Below are 17,452 nucleotides of genomic sequence, written 5' to 3' on the forward strand. Positions count from 1 at the left end.
TGCCCGCTTTTTTTTCACGCCGGTCAGGCATTACGCTCGATCCTGCGGTTAAGCTTTACGCAGCACCCGCGCATTCAATAGCGCGCACAGCGCCATAATCACGCAGGTGGCGAGAAACACCGGTCGCATACCAAACGCGCCGCCGATAAAGCCACCGAACAGCGGGCCGCTCACCTGGCCGACATACTGGGCTGAGGTCGCATAGCCCAGCATTTTCCCGACCTGCCGCTGCGGCACATTATGACGAATCAACGCCGTCACGCAGGGCATCAGGCCGCCCAGCGCCATCCCCATCAGGAAACGCAGCACCACCAGTTGCCATGCCGCGTTAATAAATGCCTGCGGAATCAGCAGCAGCGCACAGACCAGCAGGCCATAAATCAGCACGCGCGCATGGCCGATGCGATCGGCCAGCCGGCCAAGGCGCGGCGCGGAGAGAATGCTGCCCAGCGCAGCGGCCGCCATCACCAGTCCGGCCGTCACCGTCACCGCGTGATCGCCGTGAACAAACTGCGCGATATACAGCGTGATAATCGGCTCAATCGACATATTGGCAAAAATCAGCAGCATGCCCGACAGCCACATCAGCCGCACCACTGGCCGGTTTATCGACGAATCCGGCTCATCCCCCTCCCCGGCTGCGGCTTTCTTCGCCGCACGTGGCGCTTCTTTCAGCAGAAAAGTGGTGGCGAGAAACGCGAGAAAAATCACCGCGCCGGTGAGCCAGAAAGTGTGGCGGATACCGATCAGCGGTGGCAGCACGCCGCCCAGCAGCGGGCCGACCACATTACCGGCCATGATGCCGGAGGACAGTACGCCCAGCGCCCAGCCGGTCTGCGCTTTCGGCGTTTGCGCCGCCACCAGAATGGTGGAGCCCGACGCATAGCCGCCGAGCAGACCGGCCAGCAGGCGCAGCGCTACCAGCTGCCACGGCGCGGTGGCCATACCAATCAGCGACATGGCGACGGCCATTCCGAGGCTGGCGCGGATCAGCATCAGCTTGCGGCCATAGCGATCCGCCAGTTTGCCCCACAGCGGTGCCGTCAGCGCCGCGCTGAGAAAGGTGGCACCGTAGGCGGCGCCTGACCAGCGCGCAATCGCGGCCGGTTCCTGCACGCCCAGCTGCTGCACATAAAGGGGCAGAAAGGGCAGCAGCAGGGTCATGGCGACGATAGTGCTGAACGAGCCCAGCACGCAAACCCACAAATTGCGCCGCCAGTGTTGCTGCTCAGGCGCTAACGCGATAGAAGAGTGCGACATAGTGATATCCCTGTTTTTGGCTTTTTTAGCAGGCTATCAGCGGTAGCACACAGAAAACAGGGAGAAGCGGATATTTGCCAGCCAGCGCGCTATTGTTGCCAGAAAACAACAATCATGACGCACCCAGCGCGGTGATCAGCGCGTCGCAGAGTAAGGTGATCGGTGACGAGGGCTGCGGCTGCTCTTTCAGCAGCAGGTAACTGTGCAGGCGATCCATCTGCCATTCCGGCAGCACCTGCTGAATCTCGCCGCGCGCCAGCGCCTCCTGCGTCATATAGGCGGGCAGATACGCCACGCCGGTTCCGGCCAGGGCCGCATTAAGCAGCGCCATGCTGTTATTCGCGCGAAAGCGGCTGTGCACATCCAGCGCCAGGCGCTGCTTATCACGGCGAAACGGCAACGCCGCCGTGTGTGCCGGGCCGTGAAACAGCAGCAGATCGTGGCGCATCAGACGTTCGGGATGATCGATGGCCGGATGCGCGGCCAGATACGCTGGCGACGCATACAGTCCCCAGTCAATGCTGCTCAGTTCGCGGTAGTTTGCGACTTCCGGCGCACGCGCGCGGATCACAATCGCCACGTCCGCACTGGGCTGCGGATCGTCGCTGGTGGTCAGTTCGAGATCGACGTTGATGTGAATGTGACGGCGGATAAAGGTATTCAACGTCGGCACCACGCACTGGCAGCCGAAGGTGATCGGCGCCTGCAGCCGCACGTTGCCGGCAGGCTGCTGATGCACCTGCTGCACAAACGCGTCGGCGCGATGCATCTCTTCCAGCATGCGGGTGCAGAACGGATAGTAAGCCTGACCCAGCTCGGTCAGCGCCACTTTGCGCGTGGTGCGCTGCAGCAGTTTGATACCCAACCGCACCTCCAGCCGGGCAATTTCGCGGCTGACGTGCGATTTTGATACCCCCAGCGTACGGGCCGCTTCGCTGAAGCTTTGCCGCTCAACGACGCGTGCAAACAGCATCATGGCGGTGAGATTATCGCTGTTGTCCATGTTCTCTGGCTGATTCGAAAGAGTGAGAACCGCAGCTTAAAAGCAAAAACGCGAATGCGCACCCGATTTCCCGTTACGCAGCGGCCACGGGAAATCGGGCGAGGGATGTCACACCGCCACCGCTAGCGGAAACAGCAGGCGGTCCGGCTCGACGCGACGCTGACGCCGCAGCTGGCCTGGCGTGACGCGAAAATAATTTTTAAAGGTGCGGGTGTAAGCCTGCTGGGTATCAAAGCCGTAGCTCATCGCCACCTGCAGAATCGCCTCATCACTGTTGATCAGCGTGAGCGCTGACTCAGTCAGCCGGCGCTGGCGAATGTATTCTGCCAGTGAAAAACCGGTGTGCTGACGGAACAGACGTTGCAGATGCCAGCGGGAATACCCCGAGCGGCGTGCTACTTCATCCAGATGCAGATCGTGCCCTAAGTTTTTTTCAATCCACTCCAGCAAACTACGGATAAATTCGCGCTGATTCATGACTTCCTCCGGCGTCGGTAAAATGTCCAGTGACGTCACTGTAGCGCGTTAAATTTATCCCTTAATTAGCAGAAAATTAGCGCAGAATTAGCAAGCAAAAAAACGGCTTTCCCGACGAAACAGCGCGCCAGGTTAATTCTGCGCTAATTATCGGGCGCTACACTGCGACAAGTTATTCAGGAGGGCATCATGCGTGTGCTGCTGGTAGAAGATGATGAAATGATCGGCGCCAACCTGCAGCAGGCGCTGGAGGCCGCTGGCTGGTCGGTGGACTGGGTGCGTGACGGCGTATTTGCCAGCAACGCCTGGCAGGAAGGCGGTTACACCTGCGTCCTGCTCGATCTCGGTTTACCGCGTGAAGATGGCATCAATGTGCTGCGCCGTGCGCGCACGCGCGGTGACATGACGCCGGTGCTGGTGCTGACCGCGCGTGATACCGTGCAGCAGCGCATCCAGGGGCTGGACAGTGGCGCCGATGACTACTTACTCAAACCCTTTGATCTGCAAGAGGTTCTGGCGCGTATGCGAGCCATCACCCGACGCCGCCACGGTGCGGCGGACTCCCTGCTGGGCAACGGCGACGTGCAGCTCGATATGATGACGCGTGAAGTGCTGTACAAAGGCCAGCGTGAGCAGCTGACCGCACGTGAATACGCCCTGCTCTATGCGCTGCTGGAACGCCCGGGCGCGATCCTGTCGCGTGAGCAGTTAGAAAACCGCATCTACGGCTGGGGCGAAGAGGTCACCAGCAACGCCGTGGACGTGCTGATTCACGGCATGCGGCGCAAACTCGATAACGAAGTGATTCGCAACGTGCGCGGTCTGGGCTGGCGGGTGCCGGCAATATGAGATCCTTTACGTTTATGCGGTCGCTGCGCAACAAACTGCTGGCCACGCTGGTGCTGCTGCATCTGGCGATGATCGGCGGTGTCACCTGGTATTTCTACCACTGCTATGGCGACATGATGGGCACCATGAAGGACGACCAGCTCGCCAAAATTGCCGATGCCTGGTCAAGCAGCCAGCGCATGCCGGCACTGATGCCGATGGTGATGCAGCAGGAGAAGCTGAAAAGTACTTATATCGTTCAGCTTTGGGATACCAATAATCACCTGCGCGCCAGTTCCTGGCCGGCGTTGCATGCGCCCCTGCAGAGCAAAAAAGGCTGGTCAGATTTAAAAGTTGGCGACTGCGGCGATGACTGCCAGTGGCGCGTTTACACCCGACCCGGCGAGCTGGGCAGCGAGATCGGCAATATTCAGGTGCTGCACAACGTCGGCTACATGAAGAGCCTGATGGTGAAGCGCGTACTCTCCGCCATCATTCCGCTCATCCTGATGATGCCGCTGTCGCTGCTGGTGATCTGGCTGGTGGTGCGTGCCATTACGCGCGATCTGCGCGTGGCGTCGCGCCAGATTGCGGCGCAGGAAACCCTGCATCCGCACAGCGTGTCGCCGGACGGTCTGCCGGACGAAGTGCTGCCGCTGGTCGATGCCTATAACTCGCTACTGGATAAACTACGCGCGGCCTGGTCGTCACAGCGCCAGTTCCTTGAGGATGCCGCACATGAACTGCGCACGCCGGTCACCGCCGTCACGTTACAGCTGGAGAACCTGCGTCAGCACATCCTGCCGGGCGAAGCCAGCCGCCAGTTTGATCAGCTGGAAGCGGGCGTCACGCGCACGCGCCATCTGGTCACGCAATTGCTGAACATCTCGCGCCAGGAGGATCAGTCCGTTGTCGCCAGCGTCGAGACCATTGAGCTTGATGACCTGCTGAAGGAGAGCATTGAGCAGCTGATGGTGGTGGCGGACAAGCGCGGCATTGATATCGGCTTCAACGGCACGGCGCATTATCGTCTGCACGCCAGCCGCTCCGATCTGCGCAGCCTGTTCGATAACCTGATCGGCAACGCCATGCTGCACACGCCGGAGGGCAGCCTGGTGGATGTGCTACTGCATCGCGTCGGTCATCATACGGTGGTGGATATTGTCGATAACGGCCCCGGCATGCCGGAGTCGTTTATTGAGCGCGCCTTCGATCGCTTTACCCGCTCGCCGGATGTCCAGGCGCAGGGCAGCGGCTTAGGATTATCGATCGTGCGCAGCGTGGCGCAGAAGCATCAGATGCAGGTGGCGCTGTCGAATTGCCTTAACCCGCAGGGTGAAGTGTGTGGCCTGCAGGTACGCGTAACCCTTCCCTGACGTCTTTCCTCTCCGGCGCGATAATCCGCGCCGGCTATTTTCTTCTCCTGCCAGTTCTCTGCGTATCCCGACAACGTAAACGGTTGCGGGGTTCCGTTCGTTACACGGCCTTTATGTGATCTAGTTCACATATTTACTGAATCCAAATGCAACACTTTTTGACAAACGTGATCAAAATCTATTTTCTATCGCTCTGTTACAGGCACATTACGCGGGCCTGAAAATCCGGCGCGTCAGACCGGCGACAACAGCACACTGCCCATCCCCTGGGATCGATTTCACCCGATCGCAGCATTTGCGCGGCGATCACGAGCAAGTGGTTAAAAAATAATGAAATTTAAAACGTTGATAGCAGGGGCCTTACTGGCCAGTAGCTGGACCGGCGCCGCACAGGCGGCGGAAAGCGATCCGCAGTACCTCTCTGACTGGTGGCATCAGAGCGTGAACGTGGTAGGCAGTTATCACACCCGCTTCGGACCCCAGTTCAACAATGATGTGTATCTCGAATACGAAGCCTTTACTAAAAAGGACTGGTTTGATTTCTACGGCTACCTTGACCTGACCAACTTCTTTGGCGTGGGTAACAGCAATGCCAACGGTATTTTTGACCACGGTTCGCCGATGTTCATGGAAATTGAGCCACGTTTCTCCATCGATAAGCTGACCGGCACCAGCCTGGCGTTCGGACCGTTTAAAGAGTGGTACTTCGCCAACAACTACATCTACGACATGGGTCGCAACAGCGACAGCCGTCAGAACACCTGGTATATGGGTCTGGGTACTGACATTGATACCCATAGCGATATCGGCCTGTCACTGAACGTGTACGCGAAATACCAGTGGGAAAACTACGGCGCGGCGAACGAAAACAGCTGGGATGGTTATCGCTTCAAGGTGAAATACTTTGTACCGATTACCGACCTGTGGGGCGGCAAGCTGAGCTACATCGGTTTCACCAACTTTGACTGGGGCTCCGATCTGCGTGACAAGTCTGACCGCTCACGCACCAGCAACTCAATTGCCTCCAGCCACATTCTGTCGCTGAACTACGATCACTGGCATGTCTCTACCGTGGCGCGTTACTTCCACAACGGCGGCCAGTGGGCTGATGGCCAGGAGCTGAACTTCGGCAACGGTCCGTTTGAAGTGAAATCAACCGGCTGGGGTTACTACCTGGTGGTGGGTTACAACTTCTAAACCGCTTCCGGCGTGGCCGCTTACCATCACGGCCACGCCAGTCTGTTACGCCTGTGGCTTCACCACGTTGATGCGCCATGGGATGCCGAACTTATCGATAAACATCCCGAAGCCGTTCGACCAGAAAGTTTTCTGCCATTCAGTGGTCACTTTGCCGCCCGCAGAGAGCTTATCAAACCAGGCTTTACCCTCCGCTTCATCTGGCGTGGCCAGGCTCACCGCATAACCGGCATGTTCGGACGTCGGTGGCTGGGCGGTATTGCCATCACTCAGCATTAGCTCGCCCTGACCAATGCGCAGATGCGCATGCATAATCTTTTCCGGCGGCAGCGGCGGCGCCGACTGATCGCCCACTTGTTCGCCCTGCTCCGGCATATCGCCAAACGTCATTTTTTGCAGAATTTCGCCGCCGGTGGCTTCCAGATAGAAGGCAATCGCTTCTTCACAGCGACCGTAGAGAAATAAATAAGGACTCACCTGCATCGTAACCTCCGTTGAGAGTGCGTAAACGCGTGTCGTACACCTAAAGTGTAGACGATGCAGTTTTTCGCCCGTCACGGCTGGCAGTAGCGGCGAAACAGCTGCGCCATGTAAGCGCTCATCGGCGTCAGCGCGGTGTCTTTACGCTGAATCAGATAAAAGGTGGCTTTCGGCAGCGGATCGTCGAGATCCAGCGCGATCAGCTGCCCGCCGTGCGTAGGGTCTTCAATCACGTCGCGCGAAATGATGCTGACAAAATCACTCTTCGCCACCAGGCTGGTGCAGGCCATAAAGGTCTCGCAGGTCACCGCGATTTTGGGTGCCATGCCGCGCTCACCGAACAGGTCATGCAGCAGTCGGTAATAACTGCCCTGCGGTGTCGGCATAGTCCAGTCGCAGTGCTGCAACTCGGCCAGCGAGCGCGCATGCGCCATCGGATGCCCTTTACGCATCACCACCTGATACTCGCGCTGCATCAGCCGCTCGAAAATCAGCTCCTGATCGAAGTGATGCCGGTCGTAGGTATTGATGGTGAAATCCAGCGCGCCCTGACGCAGTTCATGCACCATCGACACCAGCTGGCCCTCAACGATACGCACTTTCACCAGTGGATATTCACGATGAAACTGGGTTATCACCTGCGGCATCACGGTACGCGCAATGCTGCCGCCCACCCCAATATTCACTTTGCCACCGGCCAGACCGAGCCGCTGCTGGATATCCTCCTGCGCCACACGCAGTTCCTCCAGCACCAGACAGGCATGACGAAAAAAGGTTTCACCGACATCGGTCAGCATCACACCCTGCTGACGACGCTCGAACAGGCGCGCGCCGAGCGCCAGCTCCAGTTCCTGAATCGCTTTGGTTAATGCCGGCTGCGACAGGCCCGACAGCCGGCTGGCGGCGCGAATACTGCCCTGGCGCGCCACGTCAACAAAGGCGCGCAGCTGATGAAGTTTGAGATTGGCCGCCATGATCAGGTGATAACCGTTGTCTATCGGTCACAAGATATTCGCATCTTATGCGCCCTAATACCATTGTGTAGATTCGGTTGAATGCATAAAAAACCAACACTAAGGAACAGCCGATGAACACCCTTTCCGACCTCGTCAACGCGCGGATACCGCAGATGCAGACATGGCGCCGCGACCTGCACCAGTATGCTGAATCCGGCTGGCTGGAGTTCCGCACCGCCACGCTGGTGGCGGAAGAGCTGCATCGTCTTGGTTATCAGCTACAGCTGGGCCGTGAGGTGATTGATGCCGATGCGCGCATGGGTCTCCCGTCTGCTGAAGTGCTGGCGCAGCAGGAAGCGCGGGCGCTGCAGCAGGGCGCGCTGCCACAGTGGCTGCCCCACTTCTCCGGCGGTTTCTGCGGCGTGGTAGCGACGCTGGACACCGGACGTCCCGGTCCGGTGATGGGCTTTCGTGTTGATATGGACGCGCTCGACCAGACGGAAAGCGCCGCCGCCGATCACCTGCCGACGCGCGAAGGCTTCGCCTCGTGCAATCCCGGCATGATGCACGCCTGCGGCCACGATGGTCACACCACCATAGGTCTGGCGCTGGCGGGCGTGCTGATGGCGATGAAGCACCAGCTGAGCGGTCGCATAAAACTCATTTTTCAGCCGGCGGAAGAAGGCGTACGCGGTGCCAAAGCCATGGTGGCCGCGGGCGTGCTTGATGATGTCGATCTGTTCACCGCCATTCACCTTGGCACCGGCGTGCCGCCGGGCGAGATCGTCTGCGGCAGCGACAGCTTTCTCGCCACGACCAAGCTGGACGTGCGTTTTACCGGGGTCGGCGCGCATGCCGGTGGCAAACCGGAAGAGGGACGCAACGCGCTGCTGGCGGCGGCGCAGGCCACGCTGGCGCTGCACACTCTGCCGCAGCACAGCGGCGGCGTGGCGCGCGTTAACGTTGGTGTCTTACAGGCCGGCAGCGGACGCAACGTAGTGCCGGATGTTGCGCTGATGAAGGTGGAAACGCGCGGCGCGAGTAATCAGGTCAACGACGATATCTATCAACAGGCGCTGCGCGTGATTGCCGGTGCCGCGGCGATGTACGGCGTTGAGCACGAGGTCACGCTGATGGGCGGTGCACGCAGCTGCACGCCGAGCCCGGCGTGGGTCAGTTTTATCCATCAGCAGGCCGAAGCGCTGGGTCTGTTCAGTTCGGTGATAGACAGCAAACAGCAGGCGGCCGGTTCCGAAGATGCTACCTACATGATGGAGCGCGTGCAGCAGCGCGGCGGCCAGGCGTCTTACGTCATCTTCGGCTGCGAGCTGGCGGCGGGCCATCACAATGCGCGGTTCGACTTTGATGAAGCGGTGATGGCTACTGCCGTGCAGATGCTGGCTACGCTGGCGCTTAATCAGACGCAATTCGGCGGTGCCCGATGAGCGCACACGACTTCATCGATCGCTACATCGACCAGCACCAGGCGCGTTTCAGTGCCCTCAGCGATGCGATCTGGGACGTGCCGGAAACCCGTTTCGAAGAGACGCAATCGTCTGCGCTGCTGGCCGATGCGCTGGCCCAGGAGGGGTTTGAGGTCGAGCGCGGCGTTGGCGGTCTCGACACCGCGTTTATCGCCTCAATCGGCCACGGCCAGCCGGTGATCGCCATCCTCGGCGAGTTTGATGCGTTGGCCGGCCTGAGCCAGCAGGCGGGCTGCGCCACGCCTGAGCCGCTGGTGGAAAACGGCAATGGTCACGGCTGCGGCCACAACCTGCTCGGTACCGCCGGCCTGGCCGCCGCTTTCGCCATCAAAGCCTGGTGGGCAGAACAGGGCGGACGCGGCACGCTGCGCTTTTACGGCTGCCCTGGCGAGGAGGGCGGCTCGGGTAAAACCTTTATGGTGCGCGAGGGGCTGTTTGATGATGTCGATGCTGCCGTGACCTGGCACCCGGAAGGCTTCAGCGGCATGTTCAACCTCAGCACCCTCGCCAATATTCAGGCGGCGTTTCACTTCAAAGGCGTGGCGGCGCATGCCGCTAACTCGCCGCATCTCGGGCGCAGCGCGCTGGACGCGGTGACGCTGATGAACACCGGCGCGAATTTTCTGCGCGAGCACATTGTGCAGGAGGCGCGCCTGCACTATGCGGTCACCCAAACCGGCGGCGTATCGCCCAACGTGGTGCAGGCCGATGCCGAAGTGCTGTACCTGATTCGCGCGCCGCAGCTCGACCAGGCCCAGGATATCTACCAGCGCGTGATTAACATCGCCAAAGGCGCGGCGCTGATGACCGATACGCAGATGACGGTACGTTTTGAAAAAGCCTGCTCCAACTATGTGCCCAACCGCGCGCTGGAAGCGGTGATGGAACGTAATTTGCACCATTTTGGTCTGCCGCACTACAGCGCGCAGGAACAGGCGTTTGCGGCAGAGATCCGCGCCACGCTGAGCAAAGACGATCTGCGTAACGCGCGACTGAATGCGGCGCGCACCGGCGGCGAAGTGGGTATCGCCTGGGCTGAGGCGCTGGGGGATAAAGTGCTGATGGATGAGGTAGCGCCGTATGCGGTCACGCGCGAGCTGCTGTACGGCTCAACCGACGTTGGGGATGTGAGCTGGGTAACGCCGACGGCGCAGTGTTTTGCCCCCTGCTTTGCCTTCGGCACGCCGCTGCACACCTGGCAGCTGGTGGCACAGGGCCGCACGCCGATTGCCCACAAAGGGATGTGCCTCGCCGCCAAAGTGCTGGCCGCCACCGCGCTGACGCTGTTGCACGATGATGCCGCGCTGGCGCGTTGTCGTGAAGAGTTTGACCGCGTGCGCCGTGAGCAGCCGTATGTGTGCCCGATTCCGGCCGGCGTGCAGCCATCGACATTATAAAGCGAAGCGCACTGGCCCGTAGCGGCGCGATTAATCGCGCGGGTTTAACAAGACGCGCAATAAATTGCGCCGCTACAGGCCGGTGTGAAAGGTCACTCCGCAACACATGCGGAAGCAGTAAATAAAAAAATAAAAAATAACAGCCCTTCCGGGCATGCAAATACAACATGACGAGGATCTACCGATGGAAGTGATGACCGAAAATCGCAGCCCCGGCAAGCTGTTCAGCTGGATTGAGCGGGTCGGCAACAAAGTGCCCAACCCGTTCTTACTGTTTGTCTACCTGATCGTGGTGCTGATGATCGTCACCGCGCTTCTCAGCAGCCTCGATGTGGCTGTTAAAAATCCGGCCAATGGCGAACTGGTGCGGGTCAATAACCTGCTCAGCGTGGCGGGCATTCAATGGATCCTGCCCAACATCATCAAAAACTTCAGCGGCTTCACCCCACTGGGCTCCATTCTGGCGCTGGTGATCGGGGCCGGGCTGGCGGAAAAAGTCGGGCTGCTGCAGTCGCTGATGGTGAAAATGGCGTCACGCGTCAGCCGTCGCTACGCCAGCTATATGGTGCTGTTTATCGCGTTCTTCAGCCATATCTCTTCCGACGCCGCACTGGTGGTGATGCCGCCGCTCGGCGCGCTGATCTTCCTTGCCGTCGGTCGTCATCCGGTGGCGGGCCTGCTGGCGGCGATTGCCGGCGTCGCGTCGGGTTTTACCGCGAATCTGCTGATCGTCACCACTGACGTACTGCTCTCCGGCATCAGTACAGAGGCCGCGAAAGCGGTCAGCGACACGGTCCACGTCAGCGTGATCGATAACTGGTTCTTTATGGCCAGCTCGGTCATCGTGCTGACCGTGGCTGGCGCGCTACTGACCGATAAATTTGTCGAACCGCGCCTGCCCGTCTGGAACAGCGGCCACCACGATCGCCTGCCACCGCTGACGGCGCAGGAGAATCGCGGCCTGAAGGCGGCCGGTCTCGCCGCGCTGGTGTTCATCGGTGTGATGGCGCTGCTGGTGGTGCCGGAGCATGCGCCGCTGCGCAACCCGAAAACCGGCGGCATCATCCCTTCGCCGTTTATTCAGGGCATCGTGCCGATCATCATCCTGTTCTTCTTTGTGGTGGCGATTGCCTATGGCGCGGTGACGCAGCAGATTCTCCGCGCTGACGACATCCCCCGACTGCTGGTGGATCCGATGAAGAGCATGGCCGGCTTTATCGTCATGGTGTTTCCGCTGTCGCAGTTCGTGGCGTTCTTCAACTGGAGCAACATGGGCAAGTTTATGGCCATCGGCCTGACCGATATGCTGGAGAGCGCCGGCATCAGCGGTGCGCCGGCCTTTCTCGGCCTGATGTTCCTCTCGGCGTTTCTGTGCATGTTTATCGCCAGCGGCTCGGCAATCTGGTCGATCCTCGCGCCGGTGTTTGTACCGATGTTTATGCTGCTCGGCTTTCACCCGGCGTTTGCCCAGATGATTTTCCGCATCGCCGATTCCGCCGTGCTGCCGCTGGCGCCGATGTCGCCGTTTCTGCCGCTGTTCCTCGGTTTCCTGCAGCGCTATCAAAAAGACGCGCAGCTCGGCACCTACTACGTGCTGATCTTCCCGTATCCGCTGGTGTTCTTTGTGACGTGGATCGCGCTGCTGCTGGTGTGGTATCTGCTGGGCCTGCCCATCGGTCCGGGCGTTTATCCGCATCTGCCCTGACCTGGCGCCATGGACGGCGTACCGCTTTCTGTGAACTGCAACGCACGTTGCCAAAATGTCACCGCTGCGCCTCTCGGCAACCCCGGACGAATTGATTATTCTGCTATTTCTTCGCTTGCTAACGGTTAATGATTTCTGACAAACCACCACCGGGCGGATCCTGCAAACACCGAGGTAACAATCATAATGACAACCACCTATTCGACAGGGGTGGCGACCGATCGCATCGCGACCGAACGCCAGACGCTGGCCGGGCGCATCGACGCTCTGCCCTCTTCCGCCGGGCTGTGGCGCTTTATTACGCTGCTGGCGCTCGGCGGCTTCTTCGAGCTGTACGATCTGTTTGAAACCGGCTACATCAGCGCCGGGCTGGTCGCCGCAGGCGTGTTCCACACCGGCACCGCGGGCGTGTTTGGTATCGCCGATCAGGCAGCGTTCGCCTCGGCGACCTTTCTCGGCCTGTTTGTCGGTGCCAGCCTGCTGACGCCCTATGCCGACCGCTTCGGCCGTCGCCTGACCTTTATGTGCGCGCTGGCGTGGTACGGTGCGTTCTCACTGCTGATGGCGTTCCAGCACAGCGCGGAGATGATTATTCTGTGCCGCTTCCTGGTCGGTATCGGTCTGGGCGTCGAGCTGGTGACCATCGATACCTATCTGTCGGAGTGGGTGCCGGCCCATCTGCGCAGCCGCGCGTTTGCCTTCTCTTTTTTCATTCAGTTCCTGTCGGTGCCGACGGTGGCGCTGATGTCCTGGTGGCTGGTACCGCAAACCCTGCTCGGCCTCGAAGGCTGGCGCTGGGTCGTGATCGCCGGTGCGCTGTGCTCGCTGGTGATCTGGTTTATCCGGAAAAATCTGCCAGAGTCGGCGCGCTGGCTGGCGCAGCAGGGGCGGCATCAGGACGCGCACCGGGTGCTGAGCGAGATGGAAAAACGCTGCGGCATCGCGCCGGGAGACGATTTCTCTCAGCGTGATGCGGCGGCACAGCTGCCGAAAAAAGGGCGTTTTAGCGAAATCTGGGCACCGGCTTATCGCCAGCGTACGCTGATGCTGGTGGTGATGAACTTCTTCCAGGCAATTGGCTTCTTCGGCTTCGGTAACTGGCTGCCGGCGCTGCTGTCTGGCAAGGGGGCCACCGTTACCCACAGCCTGCTGTACGCCTTTTTCATCACGCTGGCCTATCCGCTCGGCTCGCTGATTTGCAGCCGCTACGCCGACCGGCTGGAAAACAAATGGCAGATCGTTTTTTCATCGCTGATGACGGTGGTGTTCGGCACGCTGTTCGCGCTGACCAGCAACCCGCTGCTGATGGTGGTGTGCGGTTTCCTGATCACCTACAGCAACGCCTGGCTGACCTTCAGCTATCACGCCTATCAGACCGAGATCTTCCCGACGCACATTCGTGCGCGCGCCGTCGGCTTCTGCTATTCATTCAGCCGGCTGTCGACCGCTTTCAGCAGTATTCTGATTGGCCTGATTCTGCAGTATGCCGGCAGTCAGGGAGTGATCGTATTTATCGTGCTGAGTATGCTGATGGTGATGCTGTCGGTCGGGATTTACGGGCCGAAGACGCGGGGACTGGATCTGGAAAACATTTAAACCGGACGGGCACAAGGTGGGCGGCGGCCGGTTCAGCCCGGCAATGCGCACCCTTTGGAGCGGCACGATTCATCGCGCGATAAATCGCGCCGCTACGTCCTGATGCAAACCTTGGGGGGCGTTTCCGCCCCCTCCAGATTTACACCAGTTCGGTTTTCACCCCTTCCTGGATCAGCACGTCGGCATCGACGCCGCTGTGGCTGTAAACCTGATACTTCACGCCAGCCACCGTGGTGCTGCCCTGCTGTTTCACCCAATCGCCCACGTCACCGCCGTCGCCGAGGATGTCATCCAGTTTCACCACGTCCTGCGCATCGCCTTTGATCAGCAACTGGGTTTTGCCGTCTTTCACGAACAGATCCTGACTTCCAACCTGCAGGATATCGTCAACCGTTACGCTCAGGACGTTTTTGCCGTGACCCGTCATATCGATGGTGCTGCCCTGCTTGCCCTGCGCCAGCATATCGCTCAGGGAAACGGCGAATTCATCGCCCAGGGTGATGACGGCAGGAACATCAAAGGCGGTGATACCGACATGATCATCATGCATGCCCCATTCAACGTCACTGATGCGCACGCCGCCCGGATTGTTTACCGAATCCACTTCTGCCGGATTGACGCGCACCACGGCTGATCCGATCAGCTTACCGGCCGGGGCGTGGTACTCAACAATGTCGCTTCGCAGGGTGCCCGGATGCGCCTTTAGCTCATAGCTGTGCAGCAATTTACCTTGTGTGTCATAGAAATCGATGTAATTGCCTTTGCTGTGCACATAATCCGATTTCAGCACCACTTTCTCCGCCACGCCGTCGAAATCCAGCTTCATCTGGCCGCCACGGCCAACAATGATTTCGCCATGCTTCAGCGTTTTTTGCTCGCCGCCGATATTCGGTCCTTTAATCAGCGTCATTTTCAGACTGTCGTCGATGGTATAACTGACCCCGGTTTTAAAATCGATATAGCGCGGATGACCGTTAGCGTCTTTCACCAGATCAGGTTGTCCACGAACCCGGCTGATTTCTTTAACCCCGATGTTATCGATAGCGAAATCGTTGCCGTTACCGTTATTAACCTCATTGGTTACCGCCACGCGAACCACTTCTGTTTTGCTGGCGGTATACAGTCCGCTGAAATGATTCCAGGCAGCATCCAGCTCCATGTTGGGAATCACTTTCTGTCCATTAACGTCCAGACCGATTTTCGGTTTCAGGCTACCGCCAGGAATACGGTAGCCATCAAAATCGAACTGGTAGGTTTTACCCGCTTCGACCTGAATATAGCGATAAACCACTTCTCCTTTGAATCCGTTGGTGTTTGAACCGTTGGTCATGGAACCCAACTCATAAGAGGAATTGCCTGCGCTCCAGCGCTTAACCCCGATGTTGTCATTTTTGTGATACAGACCGCTGGCGATCCAGCCCTGCTGGGTACCGTCGTTGAAATTCCACACTATCCCCTTGTGATCGACCTTCGGCGGATCGACATTGATCTCCAGCAGAAAGGTTGGCGCATTCACATCACGAATGGCGCTATCACTGACCTGAAATTGCGTCAGTCCTTTCCACGGCGAGCGATCGTAAGACTGGTAGCTCCAGTTACCCGTAGCATCCGCTGTGACCGAGTCCATTAATACCCAGTGGCCCTCAATATGGCAGCCGAAAATGTACACCACCTTATTGGGTGCAGACGTGCCTTTCAGGGTTGGCGTCATATCATCGGTGATATCACCGCTTTTCAGCTGGCCCTGCTTTGGTCCGCTGTCATCCCACGCAGAAATAATCTCCGTCTTGCCGGAGATAATCGTCAGCTCGAAAACGTCGGCGGCGGCGTCACGCACCGGGCTGTCTGAGACCTGGAACTCATATTTGCCAAAGCCGCCGCGTAACGCGCGCACTTCGCTTTGCCAGTGACCATGAGCATCCGCAACGGCGCTGCCGAGCGTCACCCATACCCCGTTCACGTGACGGGCATAGATATAAACCACGCTGTTTGCTGCAGCATGGCCTTTCAGCGTTGGCGTCAGGTCATCAGTAACATCGCCCTGATGCAGCACGCCGGTCTGCGCGCCAAAATTATCCCAGGCAGAAACGATGCCGGGTTTTTCCGGCACCATGTTGAGACTGAACACCTCGGCGCTGGTGTCGCGATCAAAAGTTTTGGCAGCCTGAAACTCATAAGTGCCGTATCCCCCGCGCAGCGCACGCACTTCCGTTATCCAGTTGCCCCAGGCATCGGCCTTAACGCTGCCTAACACTACCCAGTGGCCATCAATATGCCGCGCATGGATATACACCATGCTGTTGGCTTCGGCTTTGCCCTGCAGCGTCGGCGCCATGTCATCGGTGGTGGCGCCATTGATTAATTTGCCCTGTTCGGGTCCGACATTATCGTGCGCCATGTTGATGGTGGGCTTCAGGCGGGTGCCGTTGTCTGACACATACAGGTCGAACAGCGGCGCAGCGGGATCGCGCGTCGGGCTGTTACTGGCCTGGAAGTGATACGGGCCGGCCCCGCCATCCAGTCGGGCGATTTCCACCTGCCAGTGGCCAAAGGCATCCGCCTGGGTGCTGCCTTTCAGCCACCAGCTGCCGTTTTCGCGTGTGGCATACACGTAGACGATACTGTTGGCTTCCGCCGTGCCTTTGAGCGTGGGGGTGAAGTCATCGGTCAGCGCGCCGTTTTCCAGTTTGCCCTGTGCCGTGCCAAAATTATCCAGCGCATACTCAATCTTCACCGGCGCGGTGGGCACCACCGTATAGGTAAACGGCTCGCTCGCATCGCTCAACTCACCACGGTTATTTTGCGCGCGGGTAGTAATGGTGTTTTCACCGTAGCCCAGCAGATCAACGTTGCTCTCCCAGCGCCACTGCCCGTCAATCACCGGTGCCACGCCGACGCGTACCCCGTTGACGTAGATGATGACGTTTTCTGCGTCCAGCGGCGCGTTGCCGCTCAGGCGCGGACTACGATCGTCGCTCTCGCTACCCGCTTTAATCACGCCATTATTGGGGCCTTCATTATCATAGACTTCCAGCAGCTGCGGCTTGTCGATGCGCGGCGAATTGACGTAAAGCGTGAAGACCGGGGAATCAAAACTGACCTGGCCGAATTTGTCAGTGGCGGTGACATACAGGCGCTGTTCACCATTACTCAGTTCCGGCGTAATGGTCCACTGACCGTTTTTCGCCGCCTGCACGCTGCCAATCAGCACGCCGTTGCTGTACAGGCGGACAATGCTGTCCGGCTCGGCATAACCGGAAATGGCTGGCGTTTTATCATCGGTGAAGCCTTTGTTGCCAACCGGGCCCTGCACCGGTCCGAAATCATCCAGTACGCGCATAATTGCCGGCATATCGGGCGGGCTGAGATCGACTTCCAGCCGCGTCTGGAACGGAATCCCGGCGTTGCCGGCCCGGTCGAAAAAGCGGATGGTGAGATTGTGGCTCCCCTCTTCCAGCCGCAGCGGCAGCTGATACTCCCAGCTGCCGTCCGCGTTTACCTGCGTAGTAAACAGCTGGCCGTTAATGGCAAATTCGATATAGCTGACGCTCTTATCCTCAACCACCCCTTTCCAGTACTGATAAGGTGAATTGACGTAGTTCTCCTGTCCCGGTTTGGTCGGGTCGTAATAGCCTACAGACATATGGTCATCCTTTTCGCCAGAGTTAATATCGTTAAAGTAACGCTTAATAA

Annotated in this window: 13 protein-coding genes; 7 read left to right on the forward strand and 6 right to left on the reverse strand. The window is 59.1% G+C overall.

The window, feature by feature from the left end:
- Positions 1-48 precede the first annotated feature (48 nt).
- From AC6I7J_RS17170 to AC6I7J_RS17180, 3 genes are all read right to left on the reverse strand, one after another.
- The gene (locus tag AC6I7J_RS17170; RefSeq protein WP_264249619.1) at positions 49-1,260 is read right to left on the reverse strand and encodes an MFS transporter; all 1,212 of its coding nucleotides are present in this window, start codon (positions 1,258-1,260) and stop codon (positions 49-51) included.
- A 112-nt stretch (positions 1,261-1,372) separates the two neighbouring features.
- Positions 1,373-2,263 carry a LysR family transcriptional regulator gene (locus tag AC6I7J_RS17175; protein ID WP_058770045.1) on the reverse strand — a complete coding sequence of 297 codons (891 nt, stop codon included), beginning with the start codon at positions 2,261-2,263 and terminating at the stop codon, positions 1,373-1,375.
- A 108-nt stretch (positions 2,264-2,371) separates the two neighbouring features.
- Positions 2,372-2,740, reverse strand: coding sequence for a helix-turn-helix domain-containing protein (locus tag AC6I7J_RS17180; protein ID WP_021507794.1), 369 nt, complete (start codon positions 2,738-2,740; stop codon positions 2,372-2,374).
- Positions 2,741-2,929: 189 nt separating this feature from the next.
- Here AC6I7J_RS17180 and AC6I7J_RS17185 point away from each other — a divergent pair, with 189 nt between their 5' ends.
- From AC6I7J_RS17185 to AC6I7J_RS17195, 3 genes are all read left to right on the forward strand, one after another.
- Positions 2,930-3,589, forward strand: coding sequence for a response regulator (locus AC6I7J_RS17185; RefSeq protein ID WP_021507795.1), 660 nt, complete (start codon positions 2,930-2,932; stop codon positions 3,587-3,589).
- Positions 3,586-4,944: a sensor histidine kinase gene (locus AC6I7J_RS17190; protein WP_058759279.1), complete on the forward strand. Its 1,359-nt coding sequence runs from the start codon at positions 3,586-3,588 to the stop codon at positions 4,942-4,944. Before AC6I7J_RS17185 ends, AC6I7J_RS17190 begins: the two co-directional genes overlap by 4 nt.
- A 330-nt stretch (positions 4,945-5,274) precedes the next feature.
- Positions 5,275-6,141 carry a nucleoside-specific channel-forming protein Tsx gene (locus AC6I7J_RS17195; RefSeq protein WP_021507798.1) on the forward strand — a complete coding sequence of 289 codons (867 nt, stop codon included), beginning with the start codon at positions 5,275-5,277 and terminating at the stop codon, positions 6,139-6,141.
- 45 nt (positions 6,142-6,186) lie between these two features.
- Here AC6I7J_RS17195 and yjdN read toward each other — a convergent pair whose 3' ends face one another.
- Both yjdN and AC6I7J_RS17205 read right to left on the reverse strand, forming a co-directional pair.
- Positions 6,187-6,624 carry a VOC family metalloprotein YjdN gene (gene yjdN / locus AC6I7J_RS17200; RefSeq protein ID WP_498006257.1) on the reverse strand — a complete coding sequence of 146 codons (438 nt, stop codon included), beginning with the start codon at positions 6,622-6,624 and terminating at the stop codon, positions 6,187-6,189.
- Positions 6,625-6,695: 71 nt separating this feature from the next.
- Positions 6,696-7,595, reverse strand: a complete 900-nt coding sequence (locus tag AC6I7J_RS17205; protein ID WP_058770043.1) for a LysR family transcriptional regulator — start codon at positions 7,593-7,595, stop codon at positions 6,696-6,698.
- 113 nt (positions 7,596-7,708) lie between these two features.
- On the opposite strand from AC6I7J_RS17205, the gene AC6I7J_RS17210 reads away from it, so the two are divergent.
- From AC6I7J_RS17210 to AC6I7J_RS17225, 4 genes are all read left to right on the forward strand, one after another.
- The gene (locus AC6I7J_RS17210) at positions 7,709-9,022 is read left to right on the forward strand and encodes an amidohydrolase (RefSeq protein ID WP_059011921.1); all 1,314 of its coding nucleotides are present in this window, start codon (positions 7,709-7,711) and stop codon (positions 9,020-9,022) included.
- A complete protein-coding gene (locus AC6I7J_RS17215) occupies positions 9,019-10,458 on the forward strand; it encodes a M20 family metallopeptidase (RefSeq protein ID WP_498006259.1) in 1,440 nt (479 codons plus the stop codon). The genes AC6I7J_RS17210 and AC6I7J_RS17215 overlap by 4 nt, the downstream gene beginning before the upstream one ends.
- A gap of 184 nt (positions 10,459-10,642) precedes the next feature.
- Entirely contained in the window at positions 10,643-12,163 is a 1,521-nt protein-coding gene (abgT, locus tag AC6I7J_RS17220; protein ID WP_498006261.1) for a p-aminobenzoyl-glutamate transporter, read from the forward strand.
- A gap of 186 nt (positions 12,164-12,349) precedes the next feature.
- On the forward strand, positions 12,350-13,759 hold the full coding sequence (locus AC6I7J_RS17225; RefSeq protein ID WP_058774914.1) for an MFS transporter: 1,410 nt from the start codon (positions 12,350-12,352) through the stop codon (positions 13,757-13,759).
- Positions 13,760-13,898: 139 nt separating this feature from the next.
- Here the strand turns inward: AC6I7J_RS17225 and AC6I7J_RS17230 are convergent, their stop codons facing one another.
- Entirely contained in the window at positions 13,899-17,402 is a 3,504-nt protein-coding gene (locus AC6I7J_RS17230; protein ID WP_498006264.1) for an Ig-like domain-containing protein, read from the reverse strand.
- Between the last annotated feature and the right edge of the window lie 50 nt (positions 17,403-17,452).

It is taken from the genome of Type-C symbiont of Plautia stali, assembly GCF_059730935.1.